The organism is Streptomyces sp. CA-243310, from assembly GCF_050936775.1.
Classification (GTDB): Bacteria; Actinomycetota; Actinomycetes; order Streptomycetales; family Streptomycetaceae; genus Streptomyces.
In genome coordinates, this window is record NZ_JBNJMF010000002.1 from 3411703 (window position 1) to 3425840 (window position 14138).

16 protein-coding genes are annotated in these 14138 nt (G+C 68.6%); 7 read left to right on the forward strand and 9 right to left on the reverse strand.

Features of this window, described 5'->3' with window-relative positions; translation table 11 throughout:
• Window position 1: 1 nt before the first annotated feature.
• The 8 genes from ACQEVM_RS32960 to ACQEVM_RS32995 all read right to left on the reverse strand — a co-directional run bounded on the left by ACQEVM_RS32960 (window position 2) and on the right by ACQEVM_RS32995 (window position 6005).
• Window positions 2-952 carry a thymidylate synthase gene (locus ACQEVM_RS32960; protein ID WP_433085097.1) on the reverse strand — a complete coding sequence of 317 codons (951 nt, stop codon included), beginning with the start codon at window positions 950-952 and terminating at the stop codon, window positions 2-4.
• On the reverse strand, window positions 949-2802 hold the full coding sequence (locus tag ACQEVM_RS32965; RefSeq protein WP_433085099.1) for a hypothetical protein: 1854 nt from the start codon (window positions 2800-2802) through the stop codon (window positions 949-951). The genes ACQEVM_RS32960 and ACQEVM_RS32965 overlap by 4 nt, the downstream gene beginning before the upstream one ends.
• Window positions 2799-3521 carry an HAD family hydrolase gene (locus tag ACQEVM_RS32970; RefSeq protein WP_433085101.1) on the reverse strand — a complete coding sequence of 241 codons (723 nt, stop codon included), beginning with the start codon at window positions 3519-3521 and terminating at the stop codon, window positions 2799-2801. Before ACQEVM_RS32970 ends, ACQEVM_RS32965 begins: the two co-directional genes overlap by 4 nt.
• Window positions 3522-3567: 46 nt before the next feature.
• Window positions 3568-4050, reverse strand: a complete 483-nt coding sequence (locus tag ACQEVM_RS32975) for a DUF6082 family protein (RefSeq protein ID WP_433085103.1) — start codon at window positions 4048-4050, stop codon at window positions 3568-3570.
• A 44-nt stretch (window positions 4051-4094) separates the two neighbouring features.
• On the reverse strand, window positions 4095-4349 hold the full coding sequence (locus tag ACQEVM_RS32980; RefSeq protein WP_433085105.1) for a hypothetical protein: 255 nt from the start codon (window positions 4347-4349) through the stop codon (window positions 4095-4097).
• Window positions 4350-4479: 130 nt separating this feature from the next.
• A complete protein-coding gene (locus tag ACQEVM_RS32985; RefSeq protein ID WP_433085107.1) occupies window positions 4480-5103 on the reverse strand; it encodes a hypothetical protein in 624 nt (207 codons plus the stop codon).
• Between the two features lie 170 nt (window positions 5104-5273).
• Complete coding sequence (locus tag ACQEVM_RS32990) at window positions 5274-5459, reverse strand: hypothetical protein (protein ID WP_433085109.1); 186 nt, start codon at window positions 5457-5459, stop codon at window positions 5274-5276.
• A 3-nt stretch (window positions 5460-5462) separates the two neighbouring features.
• Window positions 5463-6005, reverse strand: coding sequence for an ATP-binding protein (locus ACQEVM_RS32995; RefSeq protein ID WP_433085111.1), 543 nt, complete (start codon window positions 6003-6005; stop codon window positions 5463-5465).
• Window positions 6006-6329: 324 nt separating this feature from the next.
• Here ACQEVM_RS32995 and ACQEVM_RS33000 point away from each other — a divergent pair, with 324 nt between their 5' ends.
• Window positions 6330-7139, forward strand: coding sequence for an SDR family NAD(P)-dependent oxidoreductase (locus ACQEVM_RS33000; RefSeq protein WP_433085113.1), 810 nt, complete (start codon window positions 6330-6332; stop codon window positions 7137-7139).
• Between the two features lie 9 nt (window positions 7140-7148).
• Here the strand turns inward: ACQEVM_RS33000 and ACQEVM_RS33005 are convergent, their stop codons facing one another.
• Window positions 7149-8534 (reverse strand): hypothetical protein, encoded by a 1386-nt coding sequence (locus ACQEVM_RS33005; RefSeq protein WP_433085115.1) that lies wholly within the window; start codon window positions 8532-8534, stop codon window positions 7149-7151.
• A 345-nt stretch (window positions 8535-8879) separates the two neighbouring features.
• Between ACQEVM_RS33005 and ACQEVM_RS33010 the strand changes: the two genes are divergently transcribed.
• The 6 genes from ACQEVM_RS33010 to ACQEVM_RS33035 are packed head-to-tail and all read left to right on the forward strand — an operon-like array spanning window position 8880 to window position 14091.
• Window positions 8880-10265: a radical SAM protein gene (locus ACQEVM_RS33010; RefSeq protein ID WP_433085117.1), complete on the forward strand. Its 1386-nt coding sequence runs from the start codon at window positions 8880-8882 to the stop codon at window positions 10263-10265.
• Window positions 10249-10959, forward strand: coding sequence for a hypothetical protein (locus ACQEVM_RS33015; RefSeq protein ID WP_433085119.1), 711 nt, complete (start codon window positions 10249-10251; stop codon window positions 10957-10959). The genes ACQEVM_RS33010 and ACQEVM_RS33015 overlap by 17 nt, the downstream gene beginning before the upstream one ends.
• Window positions 10956-11780, forward strand: coding sequence for a hypothetical protein (locus ACQEVM_RS33020; RefSeq protein WP_433085121.1), 825 nt, complete (start codon window positions 10956-10958; stop codon window positions 11778-11780). Before ACQEVM_RS33015 ends, ACQEVM_RS33020 begins: the two co-directional genes overlap by 4 nt.
• Complete coding sequence (locus ACQEVM_RS33025) at window positions 11773-12615, forward strand: PfkB family carbohydrate kinase (protein ID WP_433085123.1); 843 nt, start codon at window positions 11773-11775, stop codon at window positions 12613-12615. The genes ACQEVM_RS33020 and ACQEVM_RS33025 overlap by 8 nt, the downstream gene beginning before the upstream one ends.
• 25 nt (window positions 12616-12640) lie before the next feature.
• On the forward strand, window positions 12641-13594 hold the full coding sequence (locus ACQEVM_RS33030) for a nucleoside 2-deoxyribosyltransferase (protein WP_433085125.1): 954 nt from the start codon (window positions 12641-12643) through the stop codon (window positions 13592-13594).
• On the forward strand, window positions 13591-14091 hold the full coding sequence (locus tag ACQEVM_RS33035; protein WP_433085127.1) for a hypothetical protein: 501 nt from the start codon (window positions 13591-13593) through the stop codon (window positions 14089-14091). The genes ACQEVM_RS33030 and ACQEVM_RS33035 overlap by 4 nt, the downstream gene beginning before the upstream one ends.
• Window positions 14092-14138 lie beyond the last annotated feature (47 nt).

Below are 14138 nucleotides of genomic sequence, written 5' to 3' on the forward strand. Positions count from 1 at the left end.
GTCACCTCGACCCGGCGGTCGCGGCGGGCTTCGACGAGCGGCGCTCCAGCTCGCCGTACCAGGCGGTGAGGGCCTGGCCGAGAGGACAGTCGATCCCGTCGGCCGCCCGCCACGCCTGCTGGCGCTGCCCGTCCTTCCACAGCCGGTAGCTGCGCAGCGTCTCCGCCATCGCGTCCCAGCCGGGGTGGCCGGTCACGTCTCGGGCCTCGACCTGGTCGAGCAGGGCGTCGAAGCCCGTCCACGGCGTTCGCAGGTCGGGCATGACCGGGCTCGCCACCAGCGAGGTCAGCTCCTCGGCCCGCTCGACGTGCTCCTCGTAGACGTGAAGCGAGCCGACGTGCAGGTGGAACTCGCCCAGCTCCGCGTCGAGCCATCCGGCGACCAGCTCGTGCAGCACGGTGTAGAAGAACACGTCGTACGGCATGCCGATCCACACGTCCTGGCCGCGCATCACGGTCGCCATGTGGAGACGGCCGGCCCGCAGGTGAAAGCGGAAGGTGAGGGTGCAGGGGACGTCCTTGTGCCCGGCGGCGTCCTGGGCCGGGTCGTAGAGCTGGATCAGGGCCCGCCGGGAGTCGGGGTCCTCCTTGAGGATCTCCACGACGCGGGCCAGTTGATCTACCTTGCCGCCCCAGTTCCGCATCCTGGGCCCGTACGCGCCGAGAAGGACGCCGTCGTCGGCGTACTGCCGCAGCCGCGCGTTGTAATCGAAGATCCACGGGGCGTCGGAACCGGACAGGTGCCAGACGGTCTCGGCGACCGCGAAGGCCGGGTTCACGATCCGGGCCGGGGGTGCGTAGAGCAGGCGGGCGCGCGGTTGGGTGAGCAGCATGTGGACGTCGCGGACTTCGCGGGTGGCCATGCCTCGGGGGCTGACCTGCTCGCCGGACTTGGCCAGCATGATGGCGCCGGAGAACAGCTCGGCGATGCTGTCGGCGGTGAGGTGTGTCATCGGGCAGGAGCTCCTTCGCCCTGGGGCGACGCAGAGGCCGCGCTCGGGGCATCGTGGTGGACGGGTTCGGATGATCTGGCGCCGGTTTCGGCGCGCTGGGTGATGAGGCGGGCGACTTGGGCCGCGCTGTCACCGCGCCACCGGCACACCGCGTCCAGGGCCGTCTTCGCGACGGGCGGGCCCGGGTCACGCAGGGCGTCGAGCGCTTCGGCGACGTCAGCGGTGTTGTGGCAACGGGTCGCGAGGCCGTGGCCGGCCAGGTCCAGCGTGCGTTCGCCCGGCGAGCCGATTTCGAGGACCGGGACGCCGAGCAGCGCAGCCTCGATCCCGCACGTCGAGTACGCGCTCGCCAGCGCATCGGCCCCGGCGAGGCAGCCCCGAGCGCCGACCCGCGGGTCGGCGACGACCACCGGCGGGCCGCCGTTCCGCTTCAGTAGCGCGGCGAAGGCATCGGCGCCCTGCGCCGGGTGCGGAGCGATGACGAGACCCCAGTCGCCTTCCGCCGCACTCAGGCCCTCCAGGAGGAGGTCCGCCTGGTCCTTGAGGTGGCCGGGGCTGAACGGCTGGCAGGCCCACACCGCGATCCGGGCGGGGGCACGGCGGTTGCCCGGCGCGAGCACCTTCTCCAGGTACCGCCGCTGTGCGTCGCGGCCGAGGGCGGCCAGGGCATCGAAGCGGGGCTGTCCCAGCACGTGCACCTCGGCGTCAGGGTGGCGCACCCACGCGCGGGCCAGAGGAACGTCCCGTTCGCCCATGACGACGATGTCGCGGCTGTGCAGGGCTGGCCAGGCGACCGACTCTGCCGTCCATGCCCCGTGCTGGACGTGGACCGTGTTCGCGCTGTGCCGCTCGGCTGCGTGCGCGGCCAGTGCGCCCAGCGGGCTGGTGTCGTTGCTCAACAGCACGGTGTGCGGCTGGGTCGCGGCCAGGACGCCGTCGAGCCAGCGCTCTGCGCCGAGCATGGTCCGCCACGACGGCTGCGTGCACCCGCCACTGGTTTCGAGGAGCACGGACAAGAGCATGACGAGCCGGGCGAGTTGGAGGCTGTGGCCCTTGACGCGGACGACGTGCTCGTCGTCCGCCGGGTGTAGGTCCTCTGTGGTGCCGGAGAGGGTGAAGAGGTCGCTCGGCGCCGAGCGCAGGTCGATGCCCGTAGCCGTCGGTGCGGGGCACCGCTCAGCAGGGTCGGTGGCGAGGTCGAGCAGAAGGCTCGTACCTCCGTCGCGCTCCAGCTCAGCGAGCACCGGCATCAGGGTGGCGGCATGGCGGGAGGTCCAGGACAGTGCCACGACGTCTCGCTGCTGCAGGCCCGCCGGGAGCGGGCTCGGCTCCGTGTTCGCCGTGCTGACACGGGCCCGGTTGCGTAACTGGGCGGAGCGGGTGGGGTTGTACGGGGCGTCTGCTCCGAGCAGGTAGGCGATGCCGGACCAGGTGACGGTGTACGCGAGGTACTCCCGTGAGCTGCTCGGACGCAGGCCGACGCGCCCCTCGTACGGGGCGAGAGCCAGGGGCCCCGGAGCCGACGCGAACGGTGCCCAGGCATCGAGGGCCAGCAGCTTGCGCAGGATCTCGGCCACGAAGCGCCGCACGGGAACGTGCTGCACGTGAAGCCAGCCAGCTCCGCCGGGTGTGGACACGAACGAGCTACCGTAGCGTTCCAGGGCGTCCATGACGTCCTCGACGACGGCGCGCAGCTCCTTCCGGTCGATGGGGAGCGACTCCAGATCCCCGGTCCGGATGTGGTCGGTCTTCACCTGGGCCAGGGCGGCGCTGCCGACGAGAGCCCATCGGGGCTGGCTTGCGAAGTCGGACCGGACCAAGCCCAGGCCACTGGTCGAGTGGGTGCTCACCCCAGGCCCCCCTCGACGAACGGCGTTCCGGGACGCAGGAGTTGCAGCAGCTCCCGTGGCGCGGCGACGACCTCGGGTGCGGGAGAGGTGGGCTGCCCATATCCCCACCCCGCGTGGACGTAAGCGACACCGGCGCGGGCCGCCGCTTCCTGGTCGACGGCCATGTCCCCCACGTACACGGCTGCGGCAGGGTCGACTCCGAGGTCGACCAGGGCCAGGAGGAGCGGATCGGGGGCCGGCTTCGCCCGGCCCGCTCCAGCGGGGGTGCGGACGGTGGCGAAGGGGCAGCCGAGGTGGGCGAGGAGCGGCGCGGCGCGATCGACGTGCTTCGACGTCACGACGCCTAGCCGCCAGTCAGCGGCCACGAAGGCGTGGAGCACTTCGACGATGCCGGTGAATTCGTGCGCGAGGTGTGCGGCGGCGACGGATTCCGTTTCGTACGTCCGGCGGACCGCGTCGATGTCGGCGATGCTCAGCCGCTGCATGATGTCGCTGAACTCACGCCCAAGGTGACGCTCGTAGTCGGTGAACGGAAGGGTTACGCCGTGGTCCTCCTGGACCTTCCGCCACGCCTTCTGCATCACCGGGCGGGTGTCGAGCAGGACGCCGTCGAGGTCGAGGAGAAGAGCACGCTGCGCGCGGCCGGGTTGCCGGCGCTCGCCGACCTTACTTTCAGATGCGGCCGGAGCCGGTAGAGCTATCGGGGCGGGAACGGTCATGGTCGTCCTCCTCGTCAGGGGGCTAATGGCAGCGGGGCGGCGAGACTCAAAGGGCCGAGACCGGGTCGAGTTCGCACTCGGGGTACTGGCTGGGCCCGCCGGCCTCCTCGAACGCCGCATTCAGCAACGCCACGTGCATGCGGTCGCGGCGGTTTCTGGATTGCCGGGCGCGTCCGTGGCGGGTCAGGGCCCACGCCTTGAGGGCCACGGGGTCGTTCATGAAGTTCTTGGCGTTCTGCCGCAGCACGGCCGACGTGTACACCCCGAGGTTGAGTCCGGTGCGCCAGAACTCAAGCCACCACTGGCACATCAGCAGCGGACCGGACTCGTCCTCCTTGACGTGATCGGGGTGGTTCCGCACCCAGATCGGGTCCACGTCCGGATGGGTCGTGGCGACTTCGAGCATGCGGCCGTGTGCCTTGTGCATCTCCAGCTCCAGGAGCTGTCGGTGCTGCAGGTGCCGCTGGGCGGTGTGCACCGCGGACGCGATGGCAACGGTGGCGGCCAGAGCGAGAACGGAACGGTTCATCTGCTACCTCACTTGCTCGTGGGTGGGGGTGTCCGTGACCGTCGTCATGCCGCGTCCTGCGGGTCGTCAGGCGAAACGGGAGGCGTCGGATTCCCGGCAGCAGGCAGGCGAGAGAGGCGGTGGAAGCGGGATAGGTCGAAGCCGCTCCCCCGAACCTCGCCAGCGGGCACGGCGAAGAGATCGATGCCGGCCTCGCTGGGTAGTTCCGGAGTGCCCTCATGGATGGCGAGCAGGGCCTCGCCTTGCTCGCGGTGCGGGAGCAGGACCGGTGGCCCCTCGATGTGTTCCTCGAACGTCATAGCGTCCCCCAGATCAGGTCGAGCGGTAGGCGATGGCAAACACGGCAAACATGGCGAGGACCAGGAGGACCTGGGCGCTGGCCTGTCTCCAGCCCCACCCCTTAGCGTCCATCCAGCGCAGCGGACGCCTTCAAGTCGGTACGGCAGGCTCCTCGGGAATGACGAGATGTATGAACGCTTGGCATCGCTCGCCGAGGTGCCTGATCACGGCGTGGTACTCGTCGTCATCAGAGCTGATGTTGTGCCGATCGAGCACGATCACGCCGGTCGCGAATCCACCCCGGATCAAGCGCTCCACTTCGCCCCAACCGGGGCGCTTCCAGGGAGGCGTGTAGACGCCACGGCTGTCACGCGTGTCAGGGAAGTAGCCCATCGCCACAGGGACGGCCACGTCGTGGAGCCTGGCTCCTATCGCATAACCGTGCTGCTCAGCCTCGACCTGAAGGGTGTTCCAGTCCTCGTCGGGGCTGGCCCCCGCGCTCAGGACCAAGCTGTATGCCAACAACCGAAGTTGCCGATCGCCGGCTCCACGAGCGTGTCGTTCGTTCGCCTCCAGACGAAACTGCTGACGGAGCCGACAGAGTTGTCCGCTGCGGGACGGGCGCACCAGCGGAGCGCCGTGGTGCCACCTTCGGATCGCTGCGTTGTCGACGTCCATCCAGTCGCTGGAAACCGGCATCTCCAGCACCGCTTCGCGGTGGACCGTATGCGTCGGCGCGGCTGACGCATGCGGTTTTTGATCGTGCGGCGACATGGGCATGCCTCCATATGTCGGGATCGGGGTCAGGTGTTTGACTGCCATCACCGGAACCGCGGTCAACCGGGGAAGGCTCGTCTGGGAGAGCTGTCGGCGATCTGTGGGGGCCTGGCGGACGACTACTCCGTGTCGCGCCGATCGCTGGCCGTGCCACTCAGCCGTTGGCCCTACCAGTGGGACTCATCAGGCGACGCGGCTCGAATGGAACCGTCCGGGCGGTGGCGGGGCGTCGCCGCTATCTCCGCCTGCTCGTCGGCGCTCACCATGCGCACTCCGTCGAAGAGACGTTGTTCCCAGGAGGAAAGCTCCCTGCCGAGCTTGGGCGCCGGGCTGACTTCTTCTGTCTCGTCCACGGCTCAGATGCGCCCGACTCCTACGAGCACGCGGCCAATCAGGTTCGGATCGACTCGTGGTGCTCTCAGCTTCCCGGGGCCGCCAGTTGGAGGCCGGTCCGGAGAGCGCGCCGACCTCTCGTCTTCACCAACTCGGTTGGCGGGGTTGAGACCGATCTCGGCCCACACCACCTTGCCGGGCATACCGCGCGCCGGATAGTGACCCCAGCGCCTGCTCATCACTGCAACGATGAAGATGCCCCGGCCCCCCGTCGCCTCCACGCCGACCTGTTTCAGCACCGGTGGCCTCGTGTCGCGATCCCACACCGATACCCTCACCGCGTCGCCGAGGATCTCCAGCGTGAGTTCGAAGGTCTGCACCGTGTTCCGCACCGAGAACAGGGAGGTGTCCTCCTCACCCTCCTTGGGGTGCCGGACGGCGTTCGTGGCCAGCTCCGACACCAAAAGCTGCACGGTCTCGACGATGCCGGCGTGCACGCCCCAGCGGGACAGAACGTCTGCGGTGTGCAACCGCGCCAAACCGACGGCGTTGGGGATGTCGGCCAACGTGAGGCTGTTACACGGATGTGGTGCCTGGGACACGGTGTACCTCCCGAGTTGGGAGAGGAGCGCGGGGTGCGTTCGCTGGCTCTCGCTCGTTTCGTGATGGGACCGCCGAACCCGGGCTCGACGTTTGAGTAGCGACAGACGGCATCCCGGGCTCGCGCCGTCTCCGGATCCGCGGGACCGATGTCGACTGATCGCCGACTGCACGGTTGTCCCCGGGCCGGGTACGTCCATAAGAGAACCGCTCCAGCTCCCCGGTAAGAAGGGAGCACGGAGGATGTCTCTGGCCACACGGGTCGGCACGGTTGTTGAGGGGTTGTACGGATGACGAGCACAGAACGTGACCAGGAGAAGCAAGCGGCGACGGGGCGTTTCGAGGGCCGGCGAATTTTGGTGACGGGGGGTTCCAGGGGGCTGGGCGAGCACGTCGTGCGCCTACTGCTGTCGGAAGGAGCACGAGTGGCGACCTGTGCGCGGAAGCCCGAGCCACTGGAGGCGCTTCGTAGTTCACTCGATTCGCCCGACGCACTGTTCGCGCGGCCTTTGGACGTCGCTGCGCCGGAACTGCTGGAACGGTTTGTGGACGATGCCGCGTCAGCGCTTGGGGGCCTGGACGGTGTGGTCGCTTGCGCGGGTGGCGCACGTGGTCGGGGTATCGCCGAGGCAACGGTTCAAGACTGGTCGGCAACGTGGGAGATGAACGTCGGCCATGTCGCGCGGCTGGTCGCCACGGGTGCACCGCACCTGCGGACTGCTGGTGGCGGCCCGATCGTCGTGGTGGCCTCGGTCTCCGGTTGGAAGCCGGGTCCACAGGCTCAGTACGGCTCGGCGAAGGCGGCCCAGATCCACATGGTGTCGTCGTTGGCGAGGGAGCTGGCCACAGACGGCATCCGCGTGAACGCGGTCTCGCCCGGGTCGATGCTCATCCCGGGCAAGCGATGGGATCGGATGCGCCACGAGGACCCATCGGCCTTCGACCGGTTCCGCGCCGAGTTTCCCGGGGGCGAGCTGGTGCGTCCGGAGGAGGTTGCGGACGTGATCGCGTTCTTGCTTTCGGACGCGTCCCGGGCGGTGACGGGAGTCAATCTCCCTGTCGACAAGGGGCAGAACGCGCCGACTCCGGAAGGGTACTGACTCAGCGGGTCAGGCCGCAGTGCCGAGTATGGGCCTAGCCCTGAGTTCGAATCCGCGCACGATCGGCTCGCCTCGGTGAGGAGCAAGTCGCGTGCGGAAGTCGCGCAGTGCCTGGACTGATCGCTCGCTGTGGACACCGCTGAGTAGATCCAGGGCGTTGCTGGCGGTGCCGACTGCCTCGTCCAGCCTGTCCTGCTGGAGGAACGCTGTGGCGAGTACCGAGCGGCTGATCGCCTGGCGGCGGCGCCGGTCGCTGTTTGCCTCCACCGACGCGCTCGCGAGGCGCTCGGCCTGGGCTGCCTCGCCGAGGTCACGGTGGACCAGGGCGGCCTCGGCTTCGAGATAGTGGTGGTCCAGGAAGCGGACCCACGGAGATTCCTCGGCCGGCCCCCGGCTGATCTCCAGGCCCCTGCCAGCCGCGTGTAGGGCAGCCGTGGCCTGTCGGGTGTCACCGAGAGCGGCGTAACCGCGGGCGGCCATGGCGTACAACCGCATGAGCCCCAGCGGGCTGCCCGACGACTTGGCGGTCGCGATGCCCGCTCGGGCGAGCGAAACGCCTTCAGCGGGGTTGCCGAGGCTGGTGGCGAGGTGGGACATGCCCGCCAGGATCTGTCCGCCGAGCACCCGGTCGCCGCCCTCGGCGCACAGCCTGAGTGCCTGGATCATGTACCGCTCAGCGAGCCCGTAGTCGGCGGTATCGTACGAACACCAGCCAGCGGTCGCCGCCATCTTCGCGGCCGACGTGTACAGGAGCCGACGCTGGTGGCTGGGCATGTTGCGCTGTTGCAGCATCGGTGCGAGCTGGGTGCTCAGGTAGTGCACGATGCTCGCTCGGACTCCTCCGCCGCCGAAGCGGTTGTCCATCTCGTCGAACATCTCGATCATCGCCTGGACCTGCTCGACGGGTCCTCCGTCGGCGACAGCGGCTAGGCGTGGAGCCTGATCGTCCTCAAGGAGCCAGAGAAGCCACTGCCGCTGGGGGTCCATGAGGGCCGTCGCGACGAACGGCACGGCCCCGAGCAGGCTGCGCCGCGAGATGTCGGTGGAGCCGAGCTCCGCGAGCGTGTGCAGTGTTTCACCCACGTCTTCACGGTACGTCAAGGCCCTTGCAACGACCGGACGCTGGCCCTGCTCCGAGAACCCGATGTCGGCGGGCGCGATGGGGCGTCCTAAGAAACCGGCCAAGGCAGCGGCGATGAATTCCGGGGCACGATCACGAGGCGTCATACCCTGCAACCACCGGGTCACGGACGCCTTGTCGTAACGCGTGACCACGCCCTGCAGCGCGGCCAGTTCGTTGACCGTTCGGGCAAGGGCGGCATGCGAACGGCCGGCCTCCGAGATCACAGCCGCCAGCGCGGCGTTGGTCCCGCCGGCTCCCCTTGCACTTCCCATGCGTCGATGATGCCTTGTCGATCACGCTCTGTCCCAGCCTTTCGACACAGGGGCATGAAAGAACAACCCCCGTACAACCGAACAACCCCGCTGCCCCCTCCTCGGGACCGGTGACAGCACTGAGACTGGAAGGGCTGCGGGCCGACCGCCCCTCCCAGCGGGGACGCTGCTGGACGTCGCCGATGCCCTCAGCACCGGAGGGAGAACACCATGCAGCCAGTAGTCGTGTTGGACTGCTTCACCGTCGAACCGAGCGGTCTCGGCGTACCGCCGTACCTGTCGACCTACGTCCGGAACGCCTGGTCGGCACTGCGTCGGGCAAGGCCGGAGGCGGACGTCCGGTATGTGACCATCGACGACGTCCGCTGGTGTCTCGCGGGCGGAAGGCCCACCGTCGAACCGCCCCAGAGCGATCCGTTCACGTACTCGACCACCGTCAACCGGGACTCCGCCATTCAGCTTCTGCGGGATGCCGAGATCGTGGTCGTCATCGCCGGAGACGCCGTTCCCTCCGTCCATCTGCACGCTGTGAACGGGTCGTTCGCGGAGATCGCCCGCGCGCTCGCCTGTGCACGAGGCCGTCGGTATCTCCTCGGGCCGTTGTCCACCTACGCCCTGGCCGCTCCTGCGGAGTACGCCGGGCTGTTCGACGCTGTCCACACCCACACGGTGACGTCCGGCGACCTCCTGCTCGGTAGCAACCGCCCCGCCGCTTACGGGCAGATGCAGCACGAGCGCGACTCCTTCACCGGCCTCGTCGAGCAGATGCCCTGGCGGCCGATCGCCGAGCTGGAGCTGTACCGCGGCTGCACCCGGCGCAAATTCTGCGACTTCTGCAACGAGCCAGCGAAGTCCCCTCTCGTCGCCTTCCGCGAGGTCGACGATGTAGTCGCCGAGGCTGCCCAGCTCTACGCCGCTGGCGTCCGGAACTTCCGACTCGGGCAGCAGACCTGCTTCTTCTCCTACCGCAACCGGGATGAAGACGCGATCCGCGCCCTGCTCGGCGGTATCCGGGAACGCTGCCCCGAGCTGGAAGTGCTTCACATCGACAACGCGGACCCCCTCGCTGTGGCCGCACCGGTTGGCCTGCGCATCGCCAAGCTGGTGGCGGACTACTGCACCGAGGGCAACTGCGCGCCGATGGGCATCGAAAGCTTCGACCCGGTAGTCATCGCGAGGAACACCCTCACCTGCACGCCCGAGATTCTGACCCGTGCGGTCGAGCACGTGAACGAGGCGGGCGCCGCCCGTGGTCCCGGTGGTCTGCCGATGCTGCTTCCGGGCCTGAACCTGATCTACGGTCTGCCCGGCGAGACCCACGGCACCCACGTGGCAAATCTCCGGGGCCTGGCGGAGATTCTCGATGCCGGCCTTCTGTGCCATCGGACGAACGTCCGCCTGGCACGGGCCTTCCCCGGTACACCGCTGGCCGCGCTCGGCGAGCTGGAGCCCCTGCCCTCGGCGGAGCACTTCCCCTCCTGGAAGGCGGACATCGACTTCACCTGGGACCAGCCGATGAAAGAGCGGGTGTACCCGACCGGTCTACGCGTGCCCGGCCTTCACAGCTACTTCATCGGGCAGGGCGGCACCTGGTGGCGACGGCTGGGCTCGTATTCGATCCAGATCGTCGAGCGCGACGCGGCGGTGCCGCTCGGCACTACCGGCGACCTGGTGGTGACCGGCCACGCGCCTCGCATGATCTACGGAGAACGTGTTGCATCAGCTTCCTGACGGGACGCTCGCGACGTTGGCAGCCCTGGATGCGGCGGCGGATCGCACCATCCGTGCAGGGCTGCTGCTGCCCTGGGCCAACGTCGCCGTGGAGACCGAATTGACCCGCCTCGGCCTGCGCCACACGGTCTTCCACCATGCGCGGCTCGTGCCCGCGTCCAGGACGACGGCGATCGACGCCTTATTCTGGCTCGGGCTGCGTGAAGCGTCAGCGCAGGCACTGGACTCCTTGTCCCACATTCCCCTCGACGCAGTGATGCTGGCCTGCACGTCAGCAGGCTTCACCGATGGTCCGCCGCTACCGGGCGGAGTGTTCACCGCTTTCGACGCCCTTCTGCGGGCTCTCGCCGAGGCAGCCGTGGTGCGGGTGGTACTGGTTACGCCCTACCCCGCCCTGGTGACCGAAGCGGAGTCGACAGCGTTTGCCGAGGCCGGCGTGGAGGTCTTGGCTCATGCGAGCCTGGGCCTGTCCGACGGCTATCCCGCGATCACCCCGGATCAGATCCTGTCCCTGGTGGAGCAGTTACCACAGGAAGCGATCGGGGCTGCCGAAGCGGTGGTCTTCTCGTGCACCGGATGGCACACCCTGCCGGTGATCGCTGAACTGGAGCACCGGTTCGGGAAGCCGGTTTTCTCGTCCAACCTCGCCATGGCACTTCTGGCAACCCGAGCCCGTGCTGGAGTCTGTTCATGACGATCGAGAGAGCGAAGGCGACCCCGTTTGAGATCCGGCGCGTCCACCGGCTGGTGGCCTGTGCCGCCGGTCTCCCGGATGTGCAGGCCGAGGTGGAGGCCAATCACGACGAGAACCGGTGGTGGCCGACGTCGATCAGCGATCCACGGGTACGGATGCTCGCCGCTGGCTGGTCCACCCGAGTCTCCTATCGAATGGTGGAGACGTACGCCCGAGTGATCGCCTCGGCGAACGTTCGTGGTTTCGAGAACCTCGTTGCCGCCTCCGACGCCGAGCTTGCAGCGCTTGTACACCCCATCGGCCTGCCGCAGACCCGGATCGACTATCTGCGCTCCCTCGCGGAGCTTCTCCGTGGCTGGGAGAAGGAGGGGACCGACCCGACTGGGGATGTAGCCGACTGCGATGCCTTGATCCTGGACTTCGCCACGCGGGTGCGAGGTGCGTCCTACAAGGTCGCTCAGTGCGCACTGCTCACCGCCCGCGGGTATCACTGCGGCATCATCCCCGTGGATTCCGGCATGGTCACCAAGCTCGCACCCGCATTGGGCCTCGCCCTTCCGACGGGAGCCGTGGCACACGAACGTATGCGGCACGTCCTTGAAGCGGCCGTGCACGCCCGCTCAGCCGAGTTCCGCTCGCTGGCCACCGACAACGAGTACCAGGTGACAATCCCCGAGGGGTCGGAGCCAACCTGGTTCGCACACCTCGTCTTGATCTACTTCAAGCGCCTGTACCTGAACGGTCCCGCTCAGCAGCTCTGCCGTCGGCGACCGGTCTGCTCGAAGGTCGTCGACTGCGCACATCGTGCCCGCCGTGCCTGACCTTCTGGAGGACTCCGTGGAACGGCTCGACGTGATCGGCAACATCAGCCGGGACCGGACCCGCTACCCCGATCGCCGTGGTGGGTACCGGCTCGGTGGCGCGGCTCTGTTCCTGTCTCTGGCGGCGGCAAGGGCTGGCCGCCGGGCGGCTCCGGTCTGCGTTCTCGGGGACGATCTCGCCCATCTCCCGGAGTCGCCGGTGCTGGGCACGCTCGACTGGACGGCCCGTATCCAGGTCGAAGGAGCTTCCACCACCTTCGACTTGGAGTACGACGTGCATGGCGAGTTGGTGGGAGTAGGCACGGAGTACGGCGTGGCCGAGGGTCTGACCGAGCATGCGCTCAGGCATGTGGACCAGCACCCGGGTGGCACCTACCACGTCTGCTGCCGCCGGCCTCTGGACGTGGCGGCCGTGCTCGACCGACTCGCCGCGTACGGGAGCGGCTTCAGCGTGGACTTCTTCCTGCCGAGCGCGGAGGACATGATCCGCGTCGCCGCTCCCTGGCTGCCGAAGGCGACCACGCTGTTCGTCAACGCCGCCGAGTACCAGCTCCTGGAGCAAGTGATCGACTCCGGTGCGCTCCCGGAGGTGGTCGTCACCGATGGCCCCCGGGCCGCAGTGGTTCACCGCTTCGGGCGTCAGGTCGCCTCCGCCGTGCCTCCGCCGAGCCCACCGCGGGAAGTCTCTGGTGCCGGAGACACCTTGGCCGGGACCTTTCTGGCCCATCGATCGCAGGGCGCGACGGCCGCCCAGGCACTGGCGGAGGCGACCTCAGCCGCAGCCCGGTACGTCGCGGCCCCGTCCCTTCCGATCCCCGCGCCCCGACGCGGCTAACCTCACGACTTGGGGGCCTCTCCCGGTGTCCGTCTACGTAGCCCACCGGCTCTTTGCCGCGCATGACCGCGCTCTCGCCGCCGACCTGGCCGATCGGCTCGCCGCGAAGGTCGGCCCCGATCGAGTCTTCCTGCCGTTCTGCGACACAGACGAGGAGGACCTGGTCGCCGAGGTCAAAGGCCGCCGCCTGTTCGAGCTGGACCGGGAACGCCTCGGCCGCCTCGACGCCATGATCGCCATCCTGCATGGCCCGAGCCTTGACGACGGGGTCTGCATGGAGATCGGATACGCCGCTGCTTCGGGCGTCCCGGTCATCGTGCTCACCACCGACTTCCAGACCTACTCGCTGACCGAGGCCGGCCCTCGCCTCGAATTCCCCGACCCTCTCCTCCAAGCCGTGGCCACGCGCGTCGTGCGCGTCACCCAGCTCGGACCGCCAACTCTGCCGTCGACCCCGCCGCAGTCCCGTTTCCCTGGCTTCCAAGCACGCAACGTGGCCCAGACGAACACAGCACTCGATGCGGCCGTCGACGCGCTACTCGACCTCCCGGATCGCGCTCCCCGCCTGGTAGGGGCACCTTCCGTGATCGGCGCACCCGTCTATGTCGAGGCGTCGCCCTACACGGCATGGGGACGAGATCACCTGGCCAAGGCGTGCGTCGACGCCGGCCACACAGTGATGGTGCCCCAGCGCTTCACCGCGTCGGACCCGGTAGCAGGGGCCCTGGCCGACCTGACCGCGGTGTGCTCGGCTGCTCGGCTACTGGCCGACGTCTCCGGGGCGGAAACACCACCCGGAACCGCCCTGCTCATAGGTGCGGCTGCGGCCAGCGGGGTACGGATCGCAGCGTTCCAACCGCGCCCGACGTTCACGCACGCCCATGGCCGCGAGCCGAACTGGCGGAACCTCATGATCCAGTACGCCGTCGACGCTCACCTCGACAACGGCGACGCAGTCCTGTCCTGGCTGGCCGCATGAACCTTGACAAGATCGTCGGCGAGTACCAGACCCTGGTCCTGGAAGGCTGCGACGGCGTCGGCAAGAGCACGCTCGGTGAGCGCCTATCGACAGACCACGGATTCGTCGTAGTGCACTCCCCGAAGACGCCCGACCATCTCGACCTGGCCACCCGCTACAGGAACATCCTCGCGGGCCCTGGACGGATCCTCTTCGACCGGTGCTTCATCAGTGAACTCGTCTACGGCCCCCTTCATCGGGGCCGGTCCCGGATCAACTGGAGCCAGGCGATCGACCTGGCCGAGAGCGTCATCGAGCGTTCCGGCGTGCTCATCCACCTGACCGCGCCGCCGGCCGTCATACGCCAGCGACTCCTTCAGCGCGACGGCGAGGCGGTCAGCCTGGAGGAGGTGTCCGCGCTGGTGACGGGGTACGACAGGGTCTTCTCCACCCTCGCTGACTACGCTCGCGTGCTCACCATCGACACCACGGCTCTCGAACTTCCTTCGGCTGGGTGACGGCCTGCCGAAGCCATCACGCCGACCCGCTGCTCCCGCTAGGCTTC

Excerpts from the sequence above, each read along its gene's own strand:
- ACQEVM_RS32960 (WP_433085097.1), bottom strand. The coding sequence starts at position 952 with ATGACACACCTCACCGCCGACAGCATCGCCGAGCTGTTCTCCGGCGCC.
- ACQEVM_RS32970 (WP_433085101.1), bottom strand. The coding sequence starts at position 3,521 with ATGACCGTTCCCGCCCCGATAGCTCTACCGGCTCCGGCCGCATCTGAA.
- ACQEVM_RS32975 (WP_433085103.1), bottom strand. The coding sequence starts at position 4,050 with ATGAACCGTTCCGTTCTCGCTCTGGCCGCCACCGTTGCCATCGCGTCC.
- ACQEVM_RS32980 (WP_433085105.1), bottom strand. The coding sequence starts at position 4,349 with ATGACGTTCGAGGAACACATCGAGGGGCCACCGGTCCTGCTCCCGCAC.
- ACQEVM_RS32985 (WP_433085107.1), bottom strand. The coding sequence starts at position 5,103 with ATGTCGCCGCACGATCAAAAACCGCATGCGTCAGCCGCGCCGACGCAT.
- ACQEVM_RS33000 (WP_433085113.1), top strand. The coding sequence starts at position 6,330 with ATGACGAGCACAGAACGTGACCAGGAGAAGCAAGCGGCGACGGGGCGT.
- ACQEVM_RS33005 (WP_433085115.1), bottom strand. The coding sequence starts at position 8,534 with ATGGGAAGTGCAAGGGGAGCCGGCGGGACCAACGCCGCGCTGGCGGCT.
- ACQEVM_RS33020 (WP_433085121.1), top strand. The coding sequence starts at position 10,956 with ATGACGATCGAGAGAGCGAAGGCGACCCCGTTTGAGATCCGGCGCGTC.
- ACQEVM_RS33035 (WP_433085127.1), top strand. The coding sequence starts at position 13,591 with ATGAACCTTGACAAGATCGTCGGCGAGTACCAGACCCTGGTCCTGGAA.